The organism is Acinetobacter sp. YH12205 (genome assembly GCF_013418125.1).
Classification (GTDB): Bacteria; Pseudomonadota; Gammaproteobacteria; order Pseudomonadales; family Moraxellaceae; genus Acinetobacter; species Acinetobacter towneri.
On the sequence record NZ_VPCQ01000002.1, the window covers coordinates 51,465 to 73,273 of the forward strand.

The 21,809-nt window shown below is 41.0% G+C and carries 25 protein-coding genes, 1 tRNA gene and 3 pseudogenes; 1 reads left to right on the forward strand and 28 read right to left on the reverse strand.

Features of this window, described 5'->3' with window-relative positions; genetic code table 11:
* Positions 1–43: 43 nt before the first annotated feature.
* From FTU92_RS02470 to FTU92_RS02495, 6 genes and pseudogenes are all read right to left on the reverse strand, one after another.
* The gene (locus FTU92_RS02470; RefSeq protein WP_180095506.1) at positions 44–460 is read right to left on the reverse strand and encodes a hypothetical protein; all 417 of its coding nucleotides are present in this window, start codon (positions 458–460) and stop codon (positions 44–46) included.
* Positions 450–1,310, reverse strand: coding sequence for a hypothetical protein (locus tag FTU92_RS02475; RefSeq protein ID WP_180095508.1), 861 nt, complete (start codon positions 1,308–1,310; stop codon positions 450–452). The genes FTU92_RS02470 and FTU92_RS02475 overlap by 11 nt, the downstream gene beginning before the upstream one ends.
* A gap of 1,971 nt (positions 1,311–3,281) precedes the next feature.
* Positions 3,282–4,655, reverse strand: a pseudogene (locus FTU92_RS14235) (tape measure protein); the annotation flags it as partial.
* A 97-nt stretch (positions 4,656–4,752) separates the two neighbouring features.
* Positions 4,753–5,268 carry a hypothetical protein gene (locus tag FTU92_RS02485; protein ID WP_180095510.1) on the reverse strand — a complete coding sequence of 172 codons (516 nt, stop codon included), beginning with the start codon at positions 5,266–5,268 and terminating at the stop codon, positions 4,753–4,755.
* A 72-nt stretch (positions 5,269–5,340) separates the two neighbouring features.
* Positions 5,341–6,198, reverse strand: coding sequence for a phage antirepressor N-terminal domain-containing protein (locus tag FTU92_RS02490; RefSeq protein WP_180095512.1), 858 nt, complete (start codon positions 6,196–6,198; stop codon positions 5,341–5,343).
* A gap of 82 nt (positions 6,199–6,280) precedes the next feature.
* Positions 6,281–6,439, reverse strand: a complete 159-nt coding sequence (locus FTU92_RS02495) for an Arc family DNA-binding protein (RefSeq protein ID WP_005103718.1) — start codon at positions 6,437–6,439, stop codon at positions 6,281–6,283.
* Between the two features lie 118 nt (positions 6,440–6,557).
* Between FTU92_RS02495 and FTU92_RS14060 the strand changes: the two genes are divergently transcribed.
* Positions 6,558–6,854 (forward strand): Arc family DNA-binding protein, encoded by a 297-nt coding sequence (locus FTU92_RS14060; RefSeq protein ID WP_257218732.1) that lies wholly within the window; start codon positions 6,558–6,560, stop codon positions 6,852–6,854.
* On the opposite strand, the gene FTU92_RS02505 is transcribed toward FTU92_RS14060, so the two are convergent.
* The 22 genes and pseudogenes from FTU92_RS02505 to FTU92_RS02610 all read right to left on the reverse strand — a co-directional run bounded on the left by FTU92_RS02505 (position 6,851) and on the right by FTU92_RS02610 (position 21,280).
* The gene (locus FTU92_RS02505) at positions 6,851–6,997 is read right to left on the reverse strand and encodes a hypothetical protein (protein WP_218944519.1); all 147 of its coding nucleotides are present in this window, start codon (positions 6,995–6,997) and stop codon (positions 6,851–6,853) included. The genes FTU92_RS14060 and FTU92_RS02505 overlap by 4 nt on opposite strands.
* A 98-nt stretch (positions 6,998–7,095) precedes the next feature.
* On the reverse strand, positions 7,096–7,605 hold the full coding sequence (locus tag FTU92_RS02510; protein ID WP_180095514.1) for a hypothetical protein: 510 nt from the start codon (positions 7,603–7,605) through the stop codon (positions 7,096–7,098).
* Positions 7,606–7,648: 43 nt separating this feature from the next.
* Positions 7,649–8,584, reverse strand: a complete 936-nt coding sequence (locus FTU92_RS02515; protein ID WP_180095516.1) for a phage tail tube protein — start codon at positions 8,582–8,584, stop codon at positions 7,649–7,651.
* Positions 8,585–8,666: 82 nt separating this feature from the next.
* On the reverse strand, positions 8,667–8,984 hold the full coding sequence (locus FTU92_RS02520) for a hypothetical protein (protein ID WP_180095518.1): 318 nt from the start codon (positions 8,982–8,984) through the stop codon (positions 8,667–8,669).
* 170 nt (positions 8,985–9,154) lie between these two features.
* Positions 9,155–9,526: pseudogene (locus FTU92_RS14065) on the reverse strand (phage antirepressor N-terminal domain-containing protein); the annotation flags it as partial.
* 167 nt (positions 9,527–9,693) lie between these two features.
* Complete coding sequence (locus FTU92_RS02530; protein ID WP_180095520.1) at positions 9,694–10,104, reverse strand: hypothetical protein; 411 nt, start codon at positions 10,102–10,104, stop codon at positions 9,694–9,696.
* Complete coding sequence (locus tag FTU92_RS02535; protein ID WP_180095522.1) at positions 10,101–10,499, reverse strand: hypothetical protein; 399 nt, start codon at positions 10,497–10,499, stop codon at positions 10,101–10,103. The genes FTU92_RS02530 and FTU92_RS02535 overlap by 4 nt, the downstream gene beginning before the upstream one ends.
* Positions 10,500–10,552: 53 nt before the next feature.
* Positions 10,553–10,894 (reverse strand): hypothetical protein, encoded by a 342-nt coding sequence (locus FTU92_RS02540; protein ID WP_180095524.1) that lies wholly within the window; start codon positions 10,892–10,894, stop codon positions 10,553–10,555.
* 72 nt (positions 10,895–10,966) lie between these two features.
* A complete protein-coding gene (locus FTU92_RS02545) occupies positions 10,967–11,344 on the reverse strand; it encodes a glutamate 5-kinase (RefSeq protein ID WP_218944520.1) in 378 nt (125 codons plus the stop codon).
* On the reverse strand, positions 11,341–11,715 hold the full coding sequence (locus FTU92_RS02550) for a hypothetical protein (RefSeq protein ID WP_180095526.1): 375 nt from the start codon (positions 11,713–11,715) through the stop codon (positions 11,341–11,343). The genes FTU92_RS02545 and FTU92_RS02550 overlap by 4 nt, the downstream gene beginning before the upstream one ends.
* Positions 11,716–11,722: 7 nt before the next feature.
* Positions 11,723–11,953, reverse strand: a complete 231-nt coding sequence (locus tag FTU92_RS02555; RefSeq protein WP_180043726.1) for a hypothetical protein — start codon at positions 11,951–11,953, stop codon at positions 11,723–11,725.
* Positions 11,954–12,002: 49 nt separating this feature from the next.
* Positions 12,003–12,956, reverse strand: a complete 954-nt coding sequence (locus tag FTU92_RS02560) for a major capsid protein (RefSeq protein ID WP_180095528.1) — start codon at positions 12,954–12,956, stop codon at positions 12,003–12,005.
* A 14-nt stretch (positions 12,957–12,970) separates the two neighbouring features.
* Positions 12,971–13,708 carry a DUF6651 domain-containing protein gene (locus FTU92_RS02565; RefSeq protein ID WP_180095530.1) on the reverse strand — a complete coding sequence of 246 codons (738 nt, stop codon included), beginning with the start codon at positions 13,706–13,708 and terminating at the stop codon, positions 12,971–12,973.
* A 113-nt stretch (positions 13,709–13,821) separates the two neighbouring features.
* Positions 13,822–14,124, reverse strand: coding sequence for a hypothetical protein (locus FTU92_RS02570; protein ID WP_180095532.1), 303 nt, complete (start codon positions 14,122–14,124; stop codon positions 13,822–13,824).
* A gap of 48 nt (positions 14,125–14,172) precedes the next feature.
* Positions 14,173–14,793 carry a super-infection exclusion protein B gene (locus tag FTU92_RS02575; protein ID WP_180095534.1) on the reverse strand — a complete coding sequence of 207 codons (621 nt, stop codon included), beginning with the start codon at positions 14,791–14,793 and terminating at the stop codon, positions 14,173–14,175.
* Between the two features lie 90 nt (positions 14,794–14,883).
* Positions 14,884–16,005, reverse strand: coding sequence for a minor capsid protein (locus FTU92_RS02580; protein WP_180095536.1), 1,122 nt, complete (start codon positions 16,003–16,005; stop codon positions 14,884–14,886).
* Positions 16,006–16,007: 2 nt separating this feature from the next.
* Positions 16,008–17,432 carry a DUF4055 domain-containing protein gene (locus tag FTU92_RS02585; RefSeq protein ID WP_180095538.1) on the reverse strand — a complete coding sequence of 475 codons (1,425 nt, stop codon included), beginning with the start codon at positions 17,430–17,432 and terminating at the stop codon, positions 16,008–16,010.
* Positions 17,429–18,721 (reverse strand): annotated as a pseudogene (locus FTU92_RS02590) (terminase large subunit domain-containing protein). Before FTU92_RS02590 ends, FTU92_RS02585 begins: the two are co-directional and overlap by 4 nt.
* Positions 18,660–19,202, reverse strand: coding sequence for a DUF2280 domain-containing protein (locus FTU92_RS02595; RefSeq protein ID WP_180095540.1), 543 nt, complete (start codon positions 19,200–19,202; stop codon positions 18,660–18,662). Before FTU92_RS02595 ends, FTU92_RS02590 begins: the two are co-directional and overlap by 62 nt.
* A 46-nt stretch (positions 19,203–19,248) precedes the next feature.
* Positions 19,249–19,878, reverse strand: coding sequence for a putative metallopeptidase (locus FTU92_RS02600; protein WP_373686041.1), 630 nt, complete (start codon positions 19,876–19,878; stop codon positions 19,249–19,251).
* 352 nt (positions 19,879–20,230) lie between these two features.
* Complete coding sequence (locus FTU92_RS14070; RefSeq protein ID WP_257218734.1) at positions 20,231–20,905, reverse strand: hypothetical protein; 675 nt, start codon at positions 20,903–20,905, stop codon at positions 20,231–20,233.
* Positions 20,906–21,203: 298 nt separating this feature from the next.
* Positions 21,204–21,280 (reverse strand) — tRNA-Arg (locus tag FTU92_RS02610).
* Between the last annotated feature and the right edge of the window lie 529 nt (positions 21,281–21,809).

Below are 21,809 nucleotides of genomic sequence, written 5' to 3' on the forward strand. Positions count from 1 at the left end.
GCATTAAAAAAGCCACCTGATTAGGTGGCTATTAATTGGTTCTTCATGCTTGTTTTTGCTGAATCAACTTTGCAAACAATGAATCCAATAGGAGGTAAAGACGCTCTTTTTCAATCTTCATCGTAACCAATTTTCCATTTGAAAAATCTCGACCCAAATGGTAATCCGCATTAACACGCAATTCGTGCAATGCATGAAGCTTCAACTCTAATTTTTCGAACAAATCTTCGTTTTCAGAATCTTGCAAAATATGGCAACAGTTTTGTAAAGCTGCGTGGGTTGCCCCACCTGCAGCATTATATTGACTCGGGTAATTGTTACTTAACCATTCTTTAACTATATGAAAAAGCTCATAGTAATGTCGCCCAGCACATACCCTTAATACAAACTCATCACTAATAGTATCGTCTTTGTTTTTCTCAAGGAAATCAGCAATTAAGCCAAACTGTTTAGCAGACATTAACGCCCTCAACATCTATACAACGAGGCAAAGAAAAGTAAAAGCAAAGTTTTTTTGACATTTCTCTGATTATTTTTCTATTTTTAGCATCATCAATTTTTCTTAATTTAATTATTTCATCCTGTAACTCATCATTCATATCGCCCACTAAGGCATTAATGTTTTTGTCAGATTTGGAGACAGGTAAATAAATTAAGTAGCTAAATATACTTCTATCACGATCATGAAAGACTTCAGTATCAAAAGTTGTCGTAATATTAAAATATTTAAAGAAAATCTTATCAATTGCAATATGATACGAGCGAAACAAATCTACACTTACATCTATTGATTCCAAATAAGATAGAGTGTTTCGCATAAGATTAATCTCTCGCTGATAGCGAGCCGAATAAGGGTTTTCAATCCCTTTTAAGGATTTTGAAATATCCTCAAGCTCATCCAAGTATCCGAAACCAATCAAAGCTCGACAAATTCCCTGGAACATACCCAAGGATGTTGGCTCTTTTATGATTGCATTTTTATAAATCGGAAGAGCCTCTTTATGCCTACCACTCACAAATAAAGAGTTAGCATAGTTTAGTGAAGAAATTGCATCTTTATTTGAAAAGTTATATGCAATTTTAAAATGCTCTAAAGCTTTATCTAAATTGTTTTCATAGGTTGCCAAGATGCCTAATCCAATATTGGCATCCAATACTTCCTTGTTAATAATTTGATTAAGGCTTCTGCGCAATTCAGCCTTTTTTGCTGCGGTTGCACCAAACTTCCTCTGATCCTTTAAACCAGAGTGCGCAAAGTAATCTACTACCTCTTTTAAGCGAGTCTCAGCAATAGGCGCAATTAAATGCATATTTTATGCTCTTAAATTAGATAATTCTTTTTCACTACGTTTGAATTATACGATTAGCCTACTCCTTGTCTAGCTTAATTATCTAAAACATACCAAATTCTGGATAAAAAACCCACCGAAGTGGGTTTACGCTGGCAACAAGCCATTTCTTCTCAAGTGATACATGACAATCTTCTCACCCTCCCGCCCACGCATCTGATCTAGCATGTCAGATCGGTCATCAAAGATACCAACTTGTACTTTGTTTTCGATTGGTTGCGGATTTGCGGTCTGCACTCTAGCATTCGCCTGAGCTTGTTTCTCCGCCTGAATAGCCCCACCGTTATTAATGGCATTAAGTGTATTCACACCGACACGTTTGGTTGCTTCGGCATTCAATACATACTCTTGACCATGAACCACACCTGCAACTTGGTTTGTACCATAGTTGCCTGTGTAGCCACCAGATTTGAATCCCGACATGTTGGTAGACTTAATGCTTGCAGCTTGTGCTACCTGTAAAGCTGCTGCTGCCGCACCAACCGCAGGCGCGATATAAGGGCCAACATACGGTGTGCCAACTACAGCGTCATAGGCTTTTGAGTATGCAGCGGGAATATTCAACATTGCTTGAGCCACGGCAAAGGCTTTCTGTGCTGCAAATAAAACCGCATAGGTTTTAGAGTTCTCATCTACAAGCGAAGCAAACCCACCAAGCATACCTTCCATATACCCAGCAGTAGATTTAGCTTGAAGTTGTAGCTTTGCATTTTGGTATGCCTCCTCATTCAGCAGGTCAAGCTCACGCATTTTTTGCAAAACTTCAAACTGCTTAACCAGTGGACTTTCTTCTAAACCCATCACGCCACGGTAATCGCTGATTGTTCGGTCACGCACACCTGTCTCATCTTTCGATTGGCTGGCAAAAGACCCGTTTAGCAGTTCCGCACGCTCGTTAGGGTCGTTGACCGTTCTTGCGATTTCTTGACGTTCCAACTCATAGCGCTTTTTTATCAACCCCATCTCGGAGTAAAGTGCTTGCTGGGCTTGAAAGATACGCTGTTCTTTAGCGAGCTTGATCTGAGCGAGTTCATAGTTGGCTTGATCTTTTAATGACTGCATGGCTTGTTTTTTCAGATCATCATTCATATCCGAATCAAGCTGAATCACTAGCTCACTTATGTGGACCCTAAAATCAAGCTTTTGCTCTTCTGTAGCTCTCCAATCGCTATACTGTTGTCTTAGTTGGGCAGTAAAAAGTTCTTTTTCCAAGTCAGCGCGATTCTTAGCATTTTGAATGAAGCCTTGCGTCTGCTCTGGCAGTGCGAAATTTGCTTTTTGAATATCCGCAATTTCACGCGCTAAATCAGTTTCAATTTTTCTAACACGATCAGCATATTTATATGCAATTTGCTCGCGTAATTGGTACTGCTCTTGCGCTAGACGCTCCCGCTCCCTTACAGCCGCACTTTCTGATTTTACTTGTGACCTTGTTGCACTTGCACGCGCTTTACTGGTAGCAGATTGCACTTTTCCATAATTTTCCAGCGCTTTCTGCTGTGCTGTGATGCCTGCGATTAGCTCTTTATCTTGCGCACTAATCTGACCATTGGTTTTCTTGTGTGCCTCAAGTAACAAGTTAGCTTCTTGCTGAGTCTTATTGTGCTTTGTGACAAGTCTAGTGATAAATGCTTGATCAAACAGTTTTTGCTGCAATGATGCAGTGTATTCGCGGTTAGCTTGCGCTGCGTCGCGTGTTGCGTTTGCATCATCACCCATTGCATTGGCTTTATCACGCGCCTTGCCTGCTGCGTTTTGCATTGAGTTGCCAGCTAGAGTAACCTCAACACCCAAAACCTTTTGAGCGTCTGCACTTTGTTGGGCTTTAATTCTCGCTTCTTCATAATTATTGATTAACTCGACACCTTGCGCGCGCTGGCTTGGTGTCAAAATATCAAGACTATTAAGGCGCTCTAATGCTTCAGACTGCGAAATAATTCCTTTACGAGCATCATCAAAGATTTTTGCAGCTTCAGCATTGCTAAGATTTGCCTGCTTAATCGTATTTAAAAAGCCATTAAACTCAAGATTAAGCTTTCTTAACTCACTATTTTGCGCAGCAAAAGCCGCTGCAAGGTCATCTACAGCTTTATCACGCTGAACACCATTTAATGCGCGCAATTCTTCTGCTGTTTTATTGGCAACCTTTCCTTGTTCTTCAAGTTTTGCGTTCGCTTCGGCTGTGCGATTTTGCAGATACATATAGCCTGCTGCGAGTGCTGAAACGCCGATTGTAATAGCGCCGATTGGACCACCTAATGCAGTAAAGATTGCAGCACCGCGTGAGCGAACAACATTATTAGCATTTTGGGCTGCCGTGTCTGCTATTGTTGCGGCTGTTTTTTGTCTTTGCGCGGCTGTTAGGGCGATTTCAGCTTGGGTTTGCCGTATGGTCGCCGCAATAGCACTATGCACCGCAACGGTTTTTGTGAGAATGGCTTTTGTGATATACCCAATACCCGCCACAACTGCTACATCGGCAATTAATGACAAGTTTTGAGCGAGCAATTTTACCGACTCTGCAAGCAGGCTTGCTGCGCCGCTTGATTGCCCCGCTTCACCGATGAATTTTGTAAGTTCATTGCTTAACAAACCAATAGATTGACCTATTGTCACATCAGTCTTTTGGAATAATTGCTCAACACTGTCAGCAGATTTAGTTAAGGCATCAACAATCACATCGCCCGTGATTTTTCCCTCTGCTGCTACCGAGCGCAATTGGCCAACCGTAATACCCATACCTTGAGCAATGGCTTTAGCGAGTGCAGGTGTTTGTTCGAGAATCGAGTTAAGTTCTTCACCGCGCAACGTACCAGATGCCAATGCCTGCCCAAACTGAGTCAACGCGGCTTCTGCTGCTTGAGTGCTTGCACCTGATACCGCAACTGCTTTTGATACCGTTTCCGTGAGTTTTGCGGTTTGCTCCATGTTAATGCCGAGCGTTTTTGCATTGTCACTAAATCGCTGATAAACCTGAACAACAGAATCCCAACTTTGGTATGAACTTTGCGCGATTTTGAACGTGTCATTCATCGCTTGATTGAGTTCTTGCTGCGAATTGGTGACAAGCTTCAAGCGGTTTTGCAGGTTGGTGTAGGCATCCATTTTATTTATGGCTGCGCCTACTGTGACCAAGCCTGCCATATAGCCTGCAAGTTGGCGAGTTGCCATAGACACCGAATCCATAGACTTGCTAGCAAAATCACCTTTCCTCTCAATACTGCCTAGCTCATTTGCTAAGGCACGTGCATTTCTTTCAGCGTTTCTCGAATCAATAGTAATTCGCAATACAGATTCTTGAGCCATTTCACTTTCCTGCGGGCAATAAAAAAACGCCTAAAGGCGCTGTATTTTGGGTATTAAAAAACCCCGCTAAAAGCGAGGTCTTATTTAGATATGAATTTTAATTCGGTATTTGTTGAACAACATTGCTTATACTTTTGTAAGCCATAGATTTATCCGAGTTCAAAACTATAGCGCCATCAGTATATTGACCTGATAAGGTGGTGATTCTGAACTTTGCATTTTTGGCGTTCAAAATCTTTCTAGCTTGCTCAATTGTTATAACATAAGGCGCCTTGCTTGCCTTGTAATATTCATTTCTTTCTATGTTGGTCATATTGAGCTTTTGGGCGTCAAATACCTCACCATCTACATTAAAGCTTAATTTATTTAAGTTTTGATACTCATGCATATATTTAACTTCAAGCACTATTAATTGAGGTGCGCGATCTGTCCAACGAGCACCAAAAAACACATTGCTTGGATGCCATTTATCTTTGCCTAAAGCTGGCATTTCGCGCGCGTTAATATTCTTTGAGTTATCAAATTGACTTGTTGTAATTTTAGCTTGCGACATTTGACCAGAAGTACACCCTGCCAAAGCAACCAAAACCGCAACTAATAATATTCTTTTCATACCCAGCCCCTTTGTTTTAAACAAGATACTAATTTATCGAGCAAAAAGAAACCCACCGAAGTGGGTTTGGGTTTATTTGCGCTTGTAATCTAATGCCATGCGTTCAGTGCAACTTAGATGCCATTGATAGTAATCCATCCGATCACGCTGCTTCTTCAACTCGTCTTTATCTATGAAATGAAAAGCAAACATTGCACCATCCTGAAAGTGGTCATGCACCGCACCAGCCATGTGCGGGCTAATAGTGCGAATAGCCTCACCAAACTGCCTCCACCACTCTCGAATCCAAAGCATATGCCATGCTAAACCTTGAACATTATTGTGATAATTTTTATCTATTTGGATTAAATTATCTTGCTTAGTTGAAACCTTAGCCTTTAACTCCATTGTTTCCAGATAATGCACCGCCTCTGGAAAGTGGATTGCCAGTAACTCTGCATAACGCGGTATTTTGAAGTGTCGGTTATGACGCGCCCACATTTCAGCAAAGATTCTACGTTCACCTTGAGAGCGACGCGCCACAATTTCATGAAGCAATGCTTGCTGTTCTGGTGAGATAGCCTTGCGTTGGTTAATTGCCTGTCCCTTGGTCCAGTAGCCCCACAAAACATCATCACATTCATTTTGGTACGTAATGACCGTTTCACGAAGTTCAGGTTTTACCTTGTTGGGGCTGATTGATGTAAACCAGCCGAATAGCTTACGAAGTGGAATGCAGAGCATTTCTTGAATACCACTTAAAGTAGGCGTTTCGATAATCGAAACACCCCAACGAGCTTTGTTACTATTGAACTTAACTGTTTGTGATGCCCAAGTTAATCCCATACCTTCAACGACTGGCCGCATAGGGACATAAGGTTGCCCATTGTGTTCCACTAAATACAATTCAGTATTATGGAAAGGTACTGTCATTTGAGTTAAACTATTCATTGTTGATATTCCTGTAGTTTGTCGACATTCAAAGCCCCTTCGTCCGCCAAGATTGCTAGGGGTTTTTTATTGCCTATAAGTTTCATGCTTTCGCACTCTTTTGGTTTTGTTTAAGCCATTCTTCAACAATAGTATTCAACTGTGCTGTCAAAGAACGGCGGTTTTCTGCTGCTGCCTTTTTCAGCCCATCTATATTTTCATGAGCCATTCGGACATTTAGCTGCTTGTCATGTCTCGTCATTTCTACTCCTTTTAAAGTGTTTTGCTTTATAGCGTTTTAATTTATAGCAAAATACTTTATTGAAGTAAAGCGTTTTGCTATATATCATTAAAATAATTTCACACCTTACTGAACTGCTATGGCTCAAGAATATTCACAAGTAAACTTCAGAATACCTTCGAAGCTAAAAGAAGATATAGAAAAGGCAGCTTCCGCCAATAACCGTTCAATCACATCTGAACTCGTATCTCGGCTTGAAGAAAGCTTTAAACGTGACGCTGGAAGCATTGCAGACTATGAAAAAACCGTGCAAAAAATGCTCTTCAATGTAATGGCTAATCTACATAAAGAAGGCGTTCAAATCGAAGTTATAGATGAAGCTATGGATAAGGCTATTAATGACATTGATTGTGACGATGAAAAGAAACCAACCTAAGCCGATTTCTTTTTCATCTTCCTATAAGCCTCATCAATAAACTGGTTATCCAGATCAAAGATGACCGCATTAAAAATATAACGCTCCACTGGCAACTCATACTGCTCACAATAGGCATTCAAATCAGCAATGCTTAAAGCCAATGGTGTGCCTTGCTCATATCGACGTGACCGGGCAATAGTGTTGTAGGCTTCAATTAAGGCATTGGCTGTATATGAGTACTCTGGTGGATGTGGTACCTCTAAGCCGAGCGCCTGCCTTTGCTTTTTTTGGTGTGTGCTGAGTCCAGCGTATCGGCTAAGGTAGGTGTAGAGTTCTCGGACTTTCCCAAGGTTTCATCTCGATAGCTGTTTGCTTCAGATTGGATTTGATCGGCTTGTGCTTTTACGAATGCCCAAATTGCCACACCAATATCACCCATATTGAAAAGCTTGGTTGCGTTTTCTGGTGAACATTCAGGCTCGACCTCTTTGCCATCTTCAACAAAGATTACACCTTTCCAGTCATCCACTAAGTGACATGCGGCAGCTTCAAGTAAAAGCTCATGGTAAAGCTTGTCATCACTGCCCGCAGTCGCTACATCAAAGCCTTTTGATGATAATTGGTTTTGCGCACGCTCAATCGCTACACGATATGCTTTGTAATCAGAACCGCGAATCTTAAATTCAGCTAAAACATTCCCTTCACTATCTTTGTATTCTCTCCAAAGCGTGACTTCTTTGCTCTGTTGAATTGCTACTTTTAAAGCCATTTTTTGATCTTCCAAAATAAAAACCGCCCGAAGGCGGCTAGATTTAAACAAGTGTACGTGTGATGGTTGGTGATACCTTAATGTGAGCAAAGTTCACATCAAGCGTGATGTCATCTTCGCCACCACCATCAGGATGATTAGCTTCTGCAACTTCAAGTTGAGGGAAATTAAAGTCATACTTATTGCCCGCCGCATCCTCAATAGCAAACTCAAGCGGAATTGTTGCACGTGTTTTTACAAGTGGAATATAGGCTTTAGATTGGCTTGTAAACATAAACTGAGTATTCAGCGTAATATCCACCATACCCTCATTGTATCCTTGCGCTGAGGTTTTACCTGAGCCTAAGCAACGATATGGATTCATGTTGTTGTTAATCGCAAGTTCAAGCGATTGAACACATGCAGTCCCTACTGTTGTTGCTCCATCTACCAACATTTTGTTGACGTTTAATGCAGACACTAGGACCGTATCATCCGCAGGTGCAATGCTTGTTGCTGGATTAACTGTGACTGATTCAAAGCCTGTACCAACTAAGCCAAAGGTTGCTGTAATTTTCCCAGTTGTTGCAAGACTAAAACTCAACTCAGCAATGCGCACCCCTGTATATACGTGGTATGTGCCAATGTCTGAGAAATGTTTTACAAAGGTGAAAGTTTTTTTGGTTTCACCACCAAACTGTAATGTGTGTTTTGTTGGGTCGACTGAATCCTCCACCCAATCATTCATTGCTACGGCTGAAATAAATTGATCAAACGTACCAATTGAAAGCTCAACCTCAAGTGAGCCAGTAATTTCTGACTCATCTACGGTCGAGCCTTGACGAAATCGAGAGTCTAAAACGCTACTTGATGTGGATGTGGTGACGTTTTCGGTCAAACCATCAGTGACACGACGAACGGTAAACCATCCGCTTGTTGGCACTGTGCCGACCACCGTTTCAGGTGCGGCATATAATTTAATAGCACTGCCTTTAGACACAGCTTTCTCCTATTCTAGGCAATAAAAAACCACCTTTCGGTGGCATTGGTTTGGAAATAATTAACCCCGCATTTAGCGGGGTTTATGTTTGTATAAATGAATAAACAAGAACAATAATCATGAGCACCAAAAGAACATAAAAGGATTTTTTCCAGTACAGTCCTTTTGCCACAATTTCATCCAAATCTTCATTCCATTTTTTTAAATTTTCAGAAGTGGATTCGAGGAATCTACGACTATCCTGAACTTCTTTCCGAAGCTCTTTATTTTCATTCCAGTTATCAATAACAATTTGCTGTTGGAATTTCATTCGATTAATGACTTCTTCAACAAGTTCTGCGTGCGTCATTGTTTCAAGCTCTTGGCGCATTTCGATGTATTCATCTAAATCATCACTCATAGGTTGGCACCAAAATTAAGCAATAGGGTATTTTTATTAATCCAGTCTTGACGCTTCTGCTTGTTGATTTTCTTTTCGCGTTTACGCTGGTGCATACCTAAGCTAGAGATGGTTGCTTTAGCCTGAGAAAGATTTTCATCAAAATCAATTTTATTCAACTCATCAAAAGCTCTCTGTCTTGCGCTTAACTTTCCAGACCAATAACTCCATAGTGCATCATCGCATTCATCCTGATACTTAATAATTGTGTCTTTTAATTCTGGTTTTACTTTGTTTGGGCTAATAGTCATCATCCAGCCAAACAATTTTTTAAGTGGCAAGCAGGTCATTAGGCGCTGTCTACCATCTTGAGCAACTATCACGATTTCCGTGATGGTTGATGCAAATCTCTGTTTTAGTTTTTCATGCTGAGACTGCCATGTTAGCCCCATGCCCTCAACAATGGGTTTCATAGGTACATAGGGTTGACCGTTGTAATTCACGATGGATAAATTTGCGTTGTGGAATGACACAATCATTTGCTGATAACTTGGTGCTGACATCATGTTCATAAGATTTCCTCTTATATGTTCATGTTTAAAAAAAAAGAAGCTGGCAGGCACGCTGAACATGGAAACATGCTTTTCGAGCCGTCGCTCTAGCCAGTGGTTTGCCTGAAAACAGGCATAAAAAAACCGCCCTATAAGGACGGTTCGATTAAGCGTTTAAGCTAGTTCACTCGGAACTCAGCTCTAATTATTTTTGCGTAAAAATCTTGGTCATCCATGCTTTGCGGTGCATGAACTTTGTAGACTTCGAGATGAGATGCGCTAAAGGATTGCAGAAATGAGCGCCATGCGTCACACAGTGCGGTCATAGCAAGTGTTCCGCTATTCTTTGGCGTGAAGCACTGAATTGAAATAATTCCGTAATCACGGATACATGGACTGTTGCCAATAGATACCACTTGACTGTCAGCGTACTGTATAAAAACTTTACACCAGGCTTTGTTTGTTGGTGTTTTAAAGTGCTGACCCCTGCTTAGTGGTTGGCTTTCAATACGGAGATTAGCTTTATCTACGCCAGTGAATTGACCAATTCTTTTATAGATTGCAGTTTCAGCCTGAGTGAGTGTCATCATTTGTATTTGCTCGCAACTGAAAGGAATGTGAGTGAGTAAATTCCAAGTGGTGCTTGCTGTTGTGAATGTCCATTCTCAAGCCTTAGGGCGTAAGGCAGGTTATTTTGCACATATACCAAATCACCCAGCTTAGCCTGCAAAATTTGACCTGCTCCTTCCGCAAACACTTCTTGATCTAGCGTGCCTTTTGGTGATCTATTCCCATTACTTGGTACCGTTTCGTTTGTGGTTTTATTGACTGTGACTCTGTGGTTAGATCGGAATGCACCATCCATGACAGGGCTGGCCATAATCACACCTTGAAGCATATCAGCAGCAATATTGCGAAGCTTTTCATCACCAATGTTTGCCACATCAAGGGCAAATTCGGTTGGTCTCTTTCCTTTCCAAGACATAAACTTACCCATTAAAAAACCCACCGAGGTGGGTTCTTATCGTATTATTAAGACTATTTAGCCTTAGGTTCTTTTTTAAACTTTACAGTAATTTTATTCTTAACCAAATTTTTTCCAATTTCATAATCAGGGTTGTACGTCGCTAAATTATGAGCTGCTATTCCTGCAGCGGTCACTACACCCAACCCAGCAACAAGAAGTCCAGAGGCAATTCCAGCGGCACGCCCCTGGGTATAAATTCGACATGTAAGCCCATTACTCTCAATTGTATTTTCAAGTAAGGAAACACATTCCTTAATATTTCCACCAACACCTAAAATCTCAAAAGACTTTTTATTAGTAATCATCGAGTCAAGATAGGTGCTATTTAGAGAATCATATTTAACTGTATGCATTTTTTGATGAACTTATTTTGTAGTGGTCAGGGAATTAATACATTAAAACAGAATCAATATGCCAATCAATAGCTAAGTGCCAATTTTCCTTAACTGGCAAACCCAGATACTATCTGTTGGGTCCGCACCAATATTTATGACCTTGAAATCACCCTTACTTGTCACCCAAACATCACCAATCTGAGGTACTGCAGTCACTTCATTTTGCAGAACAACCGCTTTTGCATCTTCGGTTTGATAATCAGTAGGTTTCACCAAGTCTTTTTGATATGAGCCAAACAGTACGCCACGCCCTGAATAGGATTCATCGCCAACGATCGGATAAGTCTGCGTTTCAAAATCAAACTCACCTGAGTAAATCAACTTTTCACAGGTGAAGGTATCGACAGCATCGGCAAGTTTCTTATCAAAAGCCTTGGCAACTTTAGATTGGATTTTATTTTTGATCATCCGCGATACACCCGAAACGAAAAACCTATAGGCTTTTCTCTAACTGATTCAATCATGGCTTTGGCAATCTGCTCATATTCTGAAATTTCACGGCTGCCTTCAGCAAATGTTTCACTGACCTGCACACTATCAGCTTTAACGCTCTCACTTATGGTTTGGCGTGCAACACCTGCGTAGATAACCTTAGCCAAAATGCCTTTGATGATTTCACAGGATGCTGTTTTTAATTCATCTACAACCACTTCTGGTACATAGCCGACTTCATTTTTCATCCATGTATTGGCTAAAAGAATGAGGCGAGCTTTATCACCAGCTGGCGCAAAGTCTACCCCTAAAATTTGCTCAGCTTCTTCAAGGGAAATAAAGCTCATAAATCACCTATTCGGTTGGTTGTGTGGTTTTACGTGCAGTAGGCTTTTTCTGCTCTTGCACTTTATCTTGTGGATACCAATCAGGCACTTCACCACCGTATTCGTCAGCATCTTCAACAAAGTCACCTTTATGTGTTGCTGCACGGTTTCGCAAAATCCAACCATCAGCCTGAAGCTTTTCTACGTTTTCAGCAGAAAAGTCGGATGTGAAATACAGTTTTTTAACTTTCTTGGTCATGTGTTTTCATCCAATATTGAAAAGCCCCAATTAAGGGGCTTTTCTTTGATTACGCTGACTTAATCAAGACACCTGCTGTGTCTTTGATTGAAGTTGCAATTAAGTCCCAGTTGGTGCCAGTACCGATTGCAGCATCGGTTGGTGACTTACCACCTGTAGCCATATCCCACGCATAACCTTTCACGCCCACACCATAAGTCCATTCAGCTTGGTATTGGTACTGAATGTTTTCATTGCCAGTGATGGTTTCGAGTTCAGCGTTAAAGTCGTTGTTGTCATTCACGACAATACCACCTTCAACCAAGCCCAGAGTGTTATAGATCGTGCCAGTAGTTGTCACTGCTAATGCAGGCGCATCAGTTACAACGAATAAGCGGCCAAACGGATCACGAATGACGTTTACACCATCGTAACGGAATAGGTTTTCTGCGTTGGCCAATGCGTTATCAAACAAGTTGTGCATAGTGGTTGAATGCAACACCCAAGCGCGAATTGCGCTTGAGCGATCACCCATACGCGAAGCACCTTTGTTCAATAAGCGGAAAGTAGCCGCGTCTGTGCCATCACCTTCAACTGCGGCAGCATTACCGCCAATAGCAGAAGAACCACCCAAAATCGCAGCATTCAGCATGTCAGCAATTTTGGCCTTACCAAGCTGCTCACCAATCGTTAAGGCAGCTAATTCAGGATTTTGCTTAATCCATAAGTATTGCTGCTTTTCGTACTGAATCGGTGGTGTACCCGCTGCAACCTTAACTGCAACATCAAGCATCTGTTGTAGGCGTTTTGCGGCTACAGAGCCAGAACCATAAGCGTTACGACGACGCACCAAACCATCAATCGCTTTGAATGAAGCTTCGATATTAAAATCACCTTCAAATGGATCAGCGATTAACTGGATTGCGCCTTGTGACGCTTCGTTAAACTTCACAATGTCCTGAGCAACATGCTCAGTCATCACCAAGTGGGTTTGTTTATTAAAAACCTGTAAATCAAAAGCCATGGGGCTTCTCCTAATTATTTAACTGTTTTGAGAAATTCAGCTTTTTCTTCACGCGTTTTGCAGTCGGATAGGGACTTCTTAGCACCACCCTGACCACCACCTTGGAATCCACCACCTGAACCTTGACCGCCTTTTAAAATGTGGTCCTTGTATTGGTATCCACCAACCAAAGTTTCCAAAGCTTCATCAAAGTCAGCGACTTCACCTGGGCGTGTACGTGAATAGATTTTTTGACCATCTGTACCGTAGGCAACAACCTTGCCTTCTTCGATCTTAAAGCTCTGACCGAAAGTGGCTTGAATCATGTCTACTGGTACAGCAATGTTTTCTTGAATGAACTTAGAACGAGCAAATCCACCACCAATTAACTCTTTGTGTAATTGCTGCTGAACGGCATCACGCTCTTGTGTGAGTTGCTGAAGCTGTGGCTCATAGGTCTGTTTTAGTGCTTCAGTAACTTCAGCTTTCACCTTGTCTACTTCACCTGCATCCACAAGCTTTTTAGCATCCAGGTTTTGAACAATGTTTAACGCCTCTTTCACCTTTACAGGGTCTAACCCCTCAAAGGCTTTGGCTTGTGCTTCAAACTGTTCCTTTGCTTCGCGGTGCGCTTTTGCCTCACCATTTAAGCGGCTGATTGTGGCAATTGTTTGCGGTGCATCAAAAGCCACCTCTTTGCCATCCTCATGCACATAAACAGGTTTGCCATCTTGAACCACTACATGACCGTTTTCGTCTAATTTCAATTTCATAAGTCATCCGACCCTATTTCTAAAATGAGCATCCGCTCGTTACGCTGTCTGCATCCGCTTTCAGCAGGCAATAAAAAAGCACCCGTTTGGGTGCTTAAATTAATCATGGTTATTTAAAAGCTTGTTGGCTGAGCTACTGCGCGGACAAGATACATAAGTCCAGTTTGAAAATCTGTCTTAGCCATTGCAGCGAAACGCTCAGGGGTAGCAGCCTCAAGACGCTCCCATTCATCCAAATTATGGACCTGTTGCCCTGCGTCACATTTACAGTTGTAGCGTTGAGTGGAAATGTGCTTTTGAACCTTTTCAATCACCGCTTGAACTTGCGGACCGATAGTCTTGATCTCATTCATCAAGTCAATTTCTTCTTGAGATAAATCACGATAATCTTTGATTTTTTGGTGTTGGTTTTCCATTTTCTTTCTCGCATAAAAAAGACCCTTTCGGGTCGTGGATTGTCTTAATTAATAATTAAATAATTGCCTATTTTTATTTACTTCACGAATGCTATTTGGCGTAAATTTATGTAATAACTCTTGCACCAACCTTTGATCACAATCTTTTGAATAGACTTCAGGATACAGGCTGCTAAGCCTTTGCATAAGTATCATCGGTAATTTCAACATCATAGCTTGGCCTGCTATAGTAGCTCTGGCAGTATTACTAGCAAGCATCAAAATATGTGCGTTGCAAAGCTCTACTACCTCTTGACCAGTTACAGGCAACCAAATTGTTTCAGAATTTTGAATAAAATATTGAAGTAAAACCGCTTTTTCAGGATTTGTGAGACTATTCAGTTTTTGCTCAATCAATCTTTCTTTTTCCTGATTGTATTTTCTTTCAGCAATAAGTTGTCTCAAATAAGCAACTATTGATTTTATACAAAGCACCAAAATTGTGATTAGTGAAAAAAGGAATACAAGGCCAACATAGTTTTTATAATCAGGCTTGATAGCATCAAAACCTGTCAATTCCGCCAAATTAAAAACATTATATGAAAGTAAACCTGATGCAATACAAACAACATATAGCAAAATATTATGCGTTCTAAAGATATCCAGAAACGCTTTGATTAAATTTTCCACTGATCATTTTCCATTTATTTAATTTGAAACAGATTATGCAACAGAGATATTTTTAATCAAGAAAAATCGTGTGTATACAAATAGTTGAAGTTATAATATGTTTTCAAACGTCTTCTCATCCAAAGCCTTCAACTCCTCCAATGTATAACCACGCTTATTCAGCGGATCAGCAAACTTATCAATGCTGTACTCACCTTTTTTATAAAGCTCATACTTAGATTTACCCAGCCAAGTCTTTTTGAAGAACTCGTCTGATTGCTCAAAGAACTCTTTAAATGAAGTGTTGGCATCAAGTTGACCTATCAGTTGATCACGCTCATCTTTTGGAATGTCTTTAACTTTACGCTCATCCATTACAAAGGGGCGCTTACCTAAAACCTTACCATCCTTATCACAACCAACATACGTGGTGCGATTATTTGGGTGTACTGGGAATCTTGGTCGCTCTGGGTTATCAATCGAATAAACATCCCCGTCTATTGAGGCGCAGTATTTACAGGTGCGACCATCAAGTGTGGCCACAACTTTTACATACTCATAGCCGAGAGCTTTGTAAGTATCAATATAGGTTGCTGTGCTGATATGGCTTCTTGCGGTACGAACATCACGCTCAATCTCAGAGGCGGTTTTACTTAGAATCCCATCACTGTAATTTAACGACTTTCGACCTTTAATCTTTTGAATGATCTGCTGATTACTTAAGCCTTGTGAAACACCATCACGAATAGCATATTCAACTTTCTTTCGCAGCGATGAGGTAATGTCACTAAAAAGATAATCCATCAGCTGACCACCCGCATAAGGGGTTTTCTTGATGGTTTTATATATCTTTTCAGCATCAATAACGGCAGCAGTGCCAGCAACCAAGCTTGCTGTGTAATTTGCCTCGTATATCGCAAGTTGCAAAGCAGACTTTTCAAAATCAAGGCTCAATTCAGTATCAATGGATTTAAACCACTCACTCAGAATTACTTTGATTTCTTCAAGGCTTCTACTGGCTTTGCTTTTGCTTGAAAAGTTAAGTCCCTGCAGTGCTTTTCGCTCTGTATCTGACAAATCATTTAACACCTCTCCAAGTCGCATTAACTGCTTGTTCGAGAGTTTGTTAAACAAGGCTGTCAGCTGATTCACGCTTTGCGAAGATGCTCTGAATAAATACGCTTGGTGCTGTGATAGCGCATCTATCAAAGCTTTATGCACTGCATTATTCATACTCATTCACCCATATTGAAAGCACCATCACGCTGACGTTCTAGTAGCACTTCAATTTCTTCCCATTTTTCTTCAGTGAACATGCCTGTTTGCTCATACTTGTACCAAACAGACCAGGGCAAATTGCCACCAGTACAAGCTTCATATAATCGCTTCGCACGTTCTTCACTGAATTTCGGCTTGTTGAAGTCTTGTGAAATGACATAGCTCAATTCATCAGTGCTTAACTCATGATTCGGTAAAGCAAACTTTGCACACCAGCGTAACGCCATTTGTAGGGCTTCACTGATATTCGATACAGCCAACGACACCACAGAGTGTTGAATCGAATCCTCATTGTCTGCTTGTGTTGCTGTCTTATTTGCCGAGCCAACCTCAATCAAGCGAGCGCCCATTTCTTTCATATGCTCCCACTTATCCGTCATGAGTTGTTTTGCTAGGTTATTTTCACTCGCTTGGGTAATTTCAACCTTAGTCGGGAATCCTGATCGACCACCGATTGCCAAGCCATCACGCTGAATAAGTTCATACTGCTGTTCTGTAATTTCAGGCATTGAAATAACGGGTTGCCCAACGATAAAACCTGATTCTTCAACATCTGCTGAGTTTCGGTAGTGCGCCAAATTTAGTTCAGCCAATTCAAGCAGTGGCGCATTATCCATTTCGTCCGTGTTGTCTACAGCACCACAGAAAGTGAATGGAATATATGACCAATGATTGCCGTGGTAGTCGGTTGGAGTATATTTCTGCCCTTCTACCCAGTTGCCTTTTGCATCCTGCTCATACACTTGAACCGAGTAAACAAATTCATTAGACCCCACATCTTCTAAACGCAAAACTCGGTATTGTTCTTTGGTTGAGCGCTCAAAGCCATCTGGACTTCGATTTGATACAGATTCACTAATTTTGACGAAGGATAACTTCTTTTGATTTCCAACAATGATGTGATCCCAGTCTTTAATGGCTGAAGCCTTGAGAACATGAATCATCGGAAATGCATTTTTAAGCTTATCCTCAGCGCGATTACGGCTTGGTTGTACTTGCGGATAATCCACATAAACGCCACAGCGGTAATGCTTTAACAAATAGCGCAACATACGCTGAGAGCACTGGTAAATAGAACGTCCTGCACCATCTGCATTTCGATCAAGGTACTCTAGCTCGTCAGGACGCTTAAACTCAGGCAACTTATTAAATGCCGAACCAACATGGCTGTTTAGTGTTCTGCCTGTTACACCATAAAAAACAGCTCGATCTAGATACTCGTCATAACGATTATCATCGCCATCACCAAAGGTATTCGGTACAGGCAAGTACGCTTTTTTAGAAGCCTTAATGGCTTTCTGCCCCTTGCATACATCGTCAACCATTTTCCATAGTGGTGCATGCTCATCATAATCTGCGTGTGTGCTTGTAATACCTGTCATTTTCTTTTTCCATAAATTGGGATGTTTAGATGTGTGACTGGCTTAATAATCGGGAACCGCTTGGCAATTGGATAACCGCCCGCATCACCAATGTGGTCAAGTCCAGATTTCTTATCTGGCATGCCAAAGTCGTCATAAACCTGTTGCTCAAGCGTTTCTGTAAAACGTGGGCATTTATTGGTGTTTACCCGCAATGTGCGCTCACCATCACCGTTCAAGATCAATGCATTTACTGCATTAATACGATCTTTGATTGCAGGGTTTGTCCCATCCACTTCAACCCGAAAACCTTTGTCCCTTAGAATTTGATGATCTGACTCACTGCTGTTTTTTGAAGATTTGGCTTGACCTGCAGCATCGGGTATTACTGTCATCTCATGAAGCGGGAAACGCTCAATTAAAAGTTGTGCCATAGTTGGTGTATCTCTCACTCCAACCATTTCATCCAATGCCTACGGCTTACCATCTCGAATCACATAAACCACTGCTGCCATTTTCAATACGTTAAAGTCCATACCAATAATTAATGGCTCAAGCGGCTCTATTTCTTCATCCGTATGATTTAACTTTCGGTCGAAGTCAGGATACACAGCCCCGCTAGTCAGGTTTACAAACTGGCCACGCAAATAAGCTGAAATTAATTGTGGTGGATATGACTCATATAACGAAGAAATATAGTCATCAGGTAAGTTAGCTTCATTGTCATAAGTTGAAGCTTGGATCATCCCGTATAAAGCACGTTTTGCAGGTGTTGAATTCGCTTCTTTTACAAACTGCTCATAAGTAAACTTAAAGCCCTCTGGTGTTGTTGCAACATCAATACCATTCAACAAACCAGCTTGTTTAAAACGCATACGTGCGATAATTTTCCGCCATGCCTGCCGTGCTTTAACAGTCGGCATGACATCCAACTCATCAATCAGCGCATGACCAATCTTAAAACCAACAATCGTTTGAGGTTTTTCCATGGATCGGCAAATAATCGTGCTTCGATACTGGCGGCCATAGTAAATATCGACCTCTTTGTTTGATTCGTAAATCTTGGTTTTTAAACCCCAATCAAACGCAACTTCATCAATAGTTGGAAAGAAAATATCTCTAATTTGCGGGTAAGTTGGTGCGAAATAACCGAGCGGAACTTTTGGAAATTCCCAAGATTTATCGCATAAGCTCGAACACCCTACCCAAGTTTTTCCACTCCCAAAACCCGCGACAAATGCCCTAAACTTATTGTTCAGTTGTAGAAAGTTCGCCTGAGGAACATTCAGTGTCGGATTGATGTTCGGCATCTTTCTTACTCGCATCTACAACTTGAATTGTGACTTTCACAGGGGTTGGGTCATCACCTGCACCATCCTCGCCATCACGAATACGCTGTATTTCTAATTTCTTAAGCTCAAGATCGAGTAACTGTGCATCATAGCCCTGCATCTCATCTTTAATTTGTTTGATGATGCCTTGCTTAATGATTTTGTTTTTACCCCAACTGTCATACATCTTCTGAAGTTCGTTCAAACGAACAGCTTTATTTGCTAGCGGAATGTCATAAACATTGGATTTAAATTCAGCTCTCGTTTTCTCAAAAAGGTCTTTTAGTTTCTTGCTTAGATTTCGACCTGAATATTTCGTTGGGTCATATAGAGCCACCTGTTGGCGGCTAATTTCTATTTTAAATTCCTGCTTTACAGTGTCTGCTACTTGTTGAGGCGTTTCAAAGCAAGCAAGAGACTGAACTATAAAGATTTTTACAGGCTCTTTTAGTGCTGCCACAACCACCTCTCTGTAAAGCTACGTAAAGCAAAGCAGGCAAAAAAATTTAAGCCAACTTCAATAAACACGTACCACATGCATGGGCAATTTTTGCTTTGCCGATTGTTGGACCATCATTTGCAAGCTCTACCATTTTTTGAACGTCTGGTGATGCACCGTAACGCTGAACAACCCCGTGGAATTCCTCAACATCATGTGGCCTTAGGTAATACTTGTACTCACCAGTGGATTGACTCACCAAATAATTGCCATCCTCATCGCGCTTGGCACCAATGTGATAAAGCTCATGTTCGATCAAAGCGCAAAAATCAGTATCACTTGCATTGTGTGCAAACCATGCATCAATCGTGATGATGAAATTCGGTACACAACAAAACCAGTCAATCATCTGTTTTTCTTGACGCATCTTTCGCCAGCCGCCCGCCATCGACGCAAACTTTTCAGTCTGACCTAAAACAATTTTTTCAGACTTTTTAAATCCACTTGATGCCCATAGCACCATAAATAAATCATCATCCCATGGCGATATATGCATGTGATCAGGATTGTGTAGCTCGCCATCCTCATCAATGAATGTTTTTAAAATCCATTCTTTTAGTTCGTGTGCAGGCTCAAACCCCACTGGTTCTTCAGGGTCAAGATCAAGCAGGTTTTGAGGCGGCATTGGTCGTTTCACAGCAATACATTCCGTAAGTTTCTAATGCGATCTTTCAAGCGGCGCATGATGCCGTCAATCGCTAGCATCTCTGCCCGCGTTAATCCCAATCTACTGAGATTCTGATACTTAGACAGCTCAGCACTGCAAAATTCTAAGTCTTGTTTCGCCTGTACTTTGTCTGTCACAGATCACACCCTTCAAATATTGCAGCCTTCATTTTTCACACTCACCACCCGATAAGAAAAGAAAAACCCCGCCAATAATGCATATTGAGCGGGGTTTATGTGCCGTAATACGTTCGGCAAAAATGCCACCGAAGTGGCGAGGGTTTAATATGTACAACAGGACATCCTATAAGTTTTGTAAAATTTTACTTAAAATAGCCTTCAACCCTTGCCTTCATGGAAGGATCCACATCCTCATCTAAATAGAAACACGGTCTATATTTTTCGATCAAATAATGAATAAACTTTTGTTTATCTGGAATTGTATGTTTAAGCATAATTTGAGCGGCAACAGTAACTAAATTATTTGATTGGCGCATTAGATTTAGAATCATACTAGGGTCATAACCCATAACATCACGAGTAAAAGACTGTTTTCCTGTATGTACTAACGAATTAAGCTGCTTTAGATGATACTTTTTAAAATCACACAGATGATCAATTACTGATTTTGCAGGTAAATCAGCATTACTTAGCTTTTCCAGCATTTCACCTATCATTGGACAGGTATCACTCGTAAACTGTTCATCAAATGTGTAATTGAAATTCAGTTTTGACACTTGATGATTAGAAGCTATAAACAGCAGCCAATATGCTCTTACAACTGCTTCAAATTGAGCTCTAAATAACACCATAGCTTGTGTAGGCAAGCCAATTGCCAAAAGACCAGTTACGCCCAAACCATGATCAAATGAAATATAAATACATTGTTCAACTAGCTCTAAACGCAACCCACCATCAATCACTGTACTATTGATTATTTCCTTCTTAAGCTCTTCAACCATTTGAGTAGAGAGCTGAAAAACTTTTGTGGAATCCATAAAACAATTTGTTCATTATAATTATTCAATGATATTTCATATCTATACTAATTGCATTCACTAGATCTCTCTTTCCCACAATCCCGACACACTTTGATTTCTTCATCATCAATTGTGTAGTCGATCTCAGTCGCACCATGGAATCCAAACAAACACATCAAAAACTGGAGCATGCTTTTCTCCACGCATAAAAAAACCCACATTTGGGGAAATGCGGGTATAAAACTAAGAACTACAGAACACTCTGAATAAAGTGTATGACACTATTTAACCAAATTATATGCCGTTCATCAGAATATGGCACGCCATGTAGGATTCGAACCCACAACCATTGGTATAGAAGACCCATGCTCTATCCATTTGAGCTAATGGCGCAAATAAAAAACCAACTAAGAAATAATTCTTCCTAGTTGGCTTAGTAGTGTGTGCTTAATGGCTCATAACTGATTGTGTTAATGGGTCGCCAATCCAAAGTAGTACTCACCTTTTGAAGCTAATAAGTGGCGGCATTCAATTTAAACCACTACGAATAAAGAAAGCCGCCATTGGTGCCCTGATATTGCTTTCACAGAACATTTCTCAAGGCATTAAAAAAGCCCTTTTCGCAGGGCCAAACGCTACTCACAATCACACACACCTAACATGCACGGTCTGCTTTACTTGCTTTCAATCCTCTTTAGTTCGGGACGCTACTCCCTGATCTAGATTCCCGAAGGAAGTTTACTCGATGGCATGTTCCACTGGTCAGCACTCCAGTAGGCTTAGGTCGCCTTTTTACAGGCAACAAAAAAGCCCACATTTCTGTGAGCCTTTACGGTAATTACCAGTCTTTCCTGATCGTCATTTGCTTTCGCTTATTAAGCTTGATAGCCATAATATGACCATCTTATAAAAACTATACCCT

Bases quoted from the DNA above. Each gene is read 5' to 3' on its own strand.
- FTU92_RS02585 (WP_180095538.1), bottom strand. From the start codon at position 17,432: ATGACAGGTATTACAAGCACACACGCAGATTATGATGAGCATGCACCA.
- FTU92_RS02570 (WP_180095532.1), bottom strand. From the start codon at position 14,124: ATGGAAAACCAACACCAAAAAATCAAAGATTATCGTGATTTATCTCAA.
- FTU92_RS02550 (WP_180095526.1), bottom strand. From the start codon at position 11,715: ATGAGCTTTATTTCCCTTGAAGAAGCTGAGCAAATTTTAGGGGTAGAC.
- FTU92_RS02555 (WP_180043726.1), bottom strand. From the start codon at position 11,953: ATGACCAAGAAAGTTAAAAAACTGTATTTCACATCCGACTTTTCTGCT.
- FTU92_RS02545 (WP_218944520.1), bottom strand. From the start codon at position 11,344: ATGATCAAAAATAAAATCCAATCTAAAGTTGCCAAGGCTTTTGATAAG.
- FTU92_RS02520 (WP_180095518.1), bottom strand. From the start codon at position 8,984: ATGAGTGATGATTTAGATGAATACATCGAAATGCGCCAAGAGCTTGAA.
- FTU92_RS14070 (WP_257218734.1), bottom strand. From the start codon at position 20,905: ATGGATTCCACAAAAGTTTTTCAGCTCTCTACTCAAATGGTTGAAGAG.
- FTU92_RS02475 (WP_180095508.1), bottom strand. From the start codon at position 1,310: ATGCATTTAATTGCGCCTATTGCTGAGACTCGCTTAAAAGAGGTAGTA.
- FTU92_RS02530 (WP_180095520.1), bottom strand. From the start codon at position 10,104: ATGATGACACTCACTCAGGCTGAAACTGCAATCTATAAAAGAATTGGT.
- FTU92_RS02535 (WP_180095522.1), bottom strand. From the start codon at position 10,499: ATGTCTTGGAAAGGAAAGAGACCAACCGAATTTGCCCTTGATGTGGCA.
- FTU92_RS02565 (WP_180095530.1), bottom strand. From the start codon at position 13,708: ATGAAATTGAAATTAGACGAAAACGGTCATGTAGTGGTTCAAGATGGC.
- FTU92_RS02470 (WP_180095506.1), bottom strand. From the start codon at position 460: ATGTCTGCTAAACAGTTTGGCTTAATTGCTGATTTCCTTGAGAAAAAC.
- FTU92_RS02580 (WP_180095536.1), bottom strand. From the start codon at position 16,005: ATGAATAATGCAGTGCATAAAGCTTTGATAGATGCGCTATCACAGCAC.
- FTU92_RS14060 (WP_257218732.1), top strand. From the start codon at position 6,558: ATGGCTCAAGAATATTCACAAGTAAACTTCAGAATACCTTCGAAGCTA.
- FTU92_RS02490 (WP_180095512.1), bottom strand. From the start codon at position 6,198: ATGAATAGTTTAACTCAAATGACAGTACCTTTCCATAATACTGAATTG.
- FTU92_RS02485 (WP_180095510.1), bottom strand. From the start codon at position 5,268: ATGAAAAGAATATTATTAGTTGCGGTTTTGGTTGCTTTGGCAGGGTGT.
- FTU92_RS02510 (WP_180095514.1), bottom strand. From the start codon at position 7,605: ATGGCTTTAAAAGTAGCAATTCAACAGAGCAAAGAAGTCACGCTTTGG.
- FTU92_RS02540 (WP_180095524.1), bottom strand. From the start codon at position 10,894: ATGCATACAGTTAAATATGATTCTCTAAATAGCACCTATCTTGACTCG.
- FTU92_RS02560 (WP_180095528.1), bottom strand. From the start codon at position 12,956: ATGGCTTTTGATTTACAGGTTTTTAATAAACAAACCCACTTGGTGATG.
- FTU92_RS02495 (WP_005103718.1), bottom strand. From the start codon at position 6,439: ATGACGAGACATGACAAGCAGCTAAATGTCCGAATGGCTCATGAAAAT.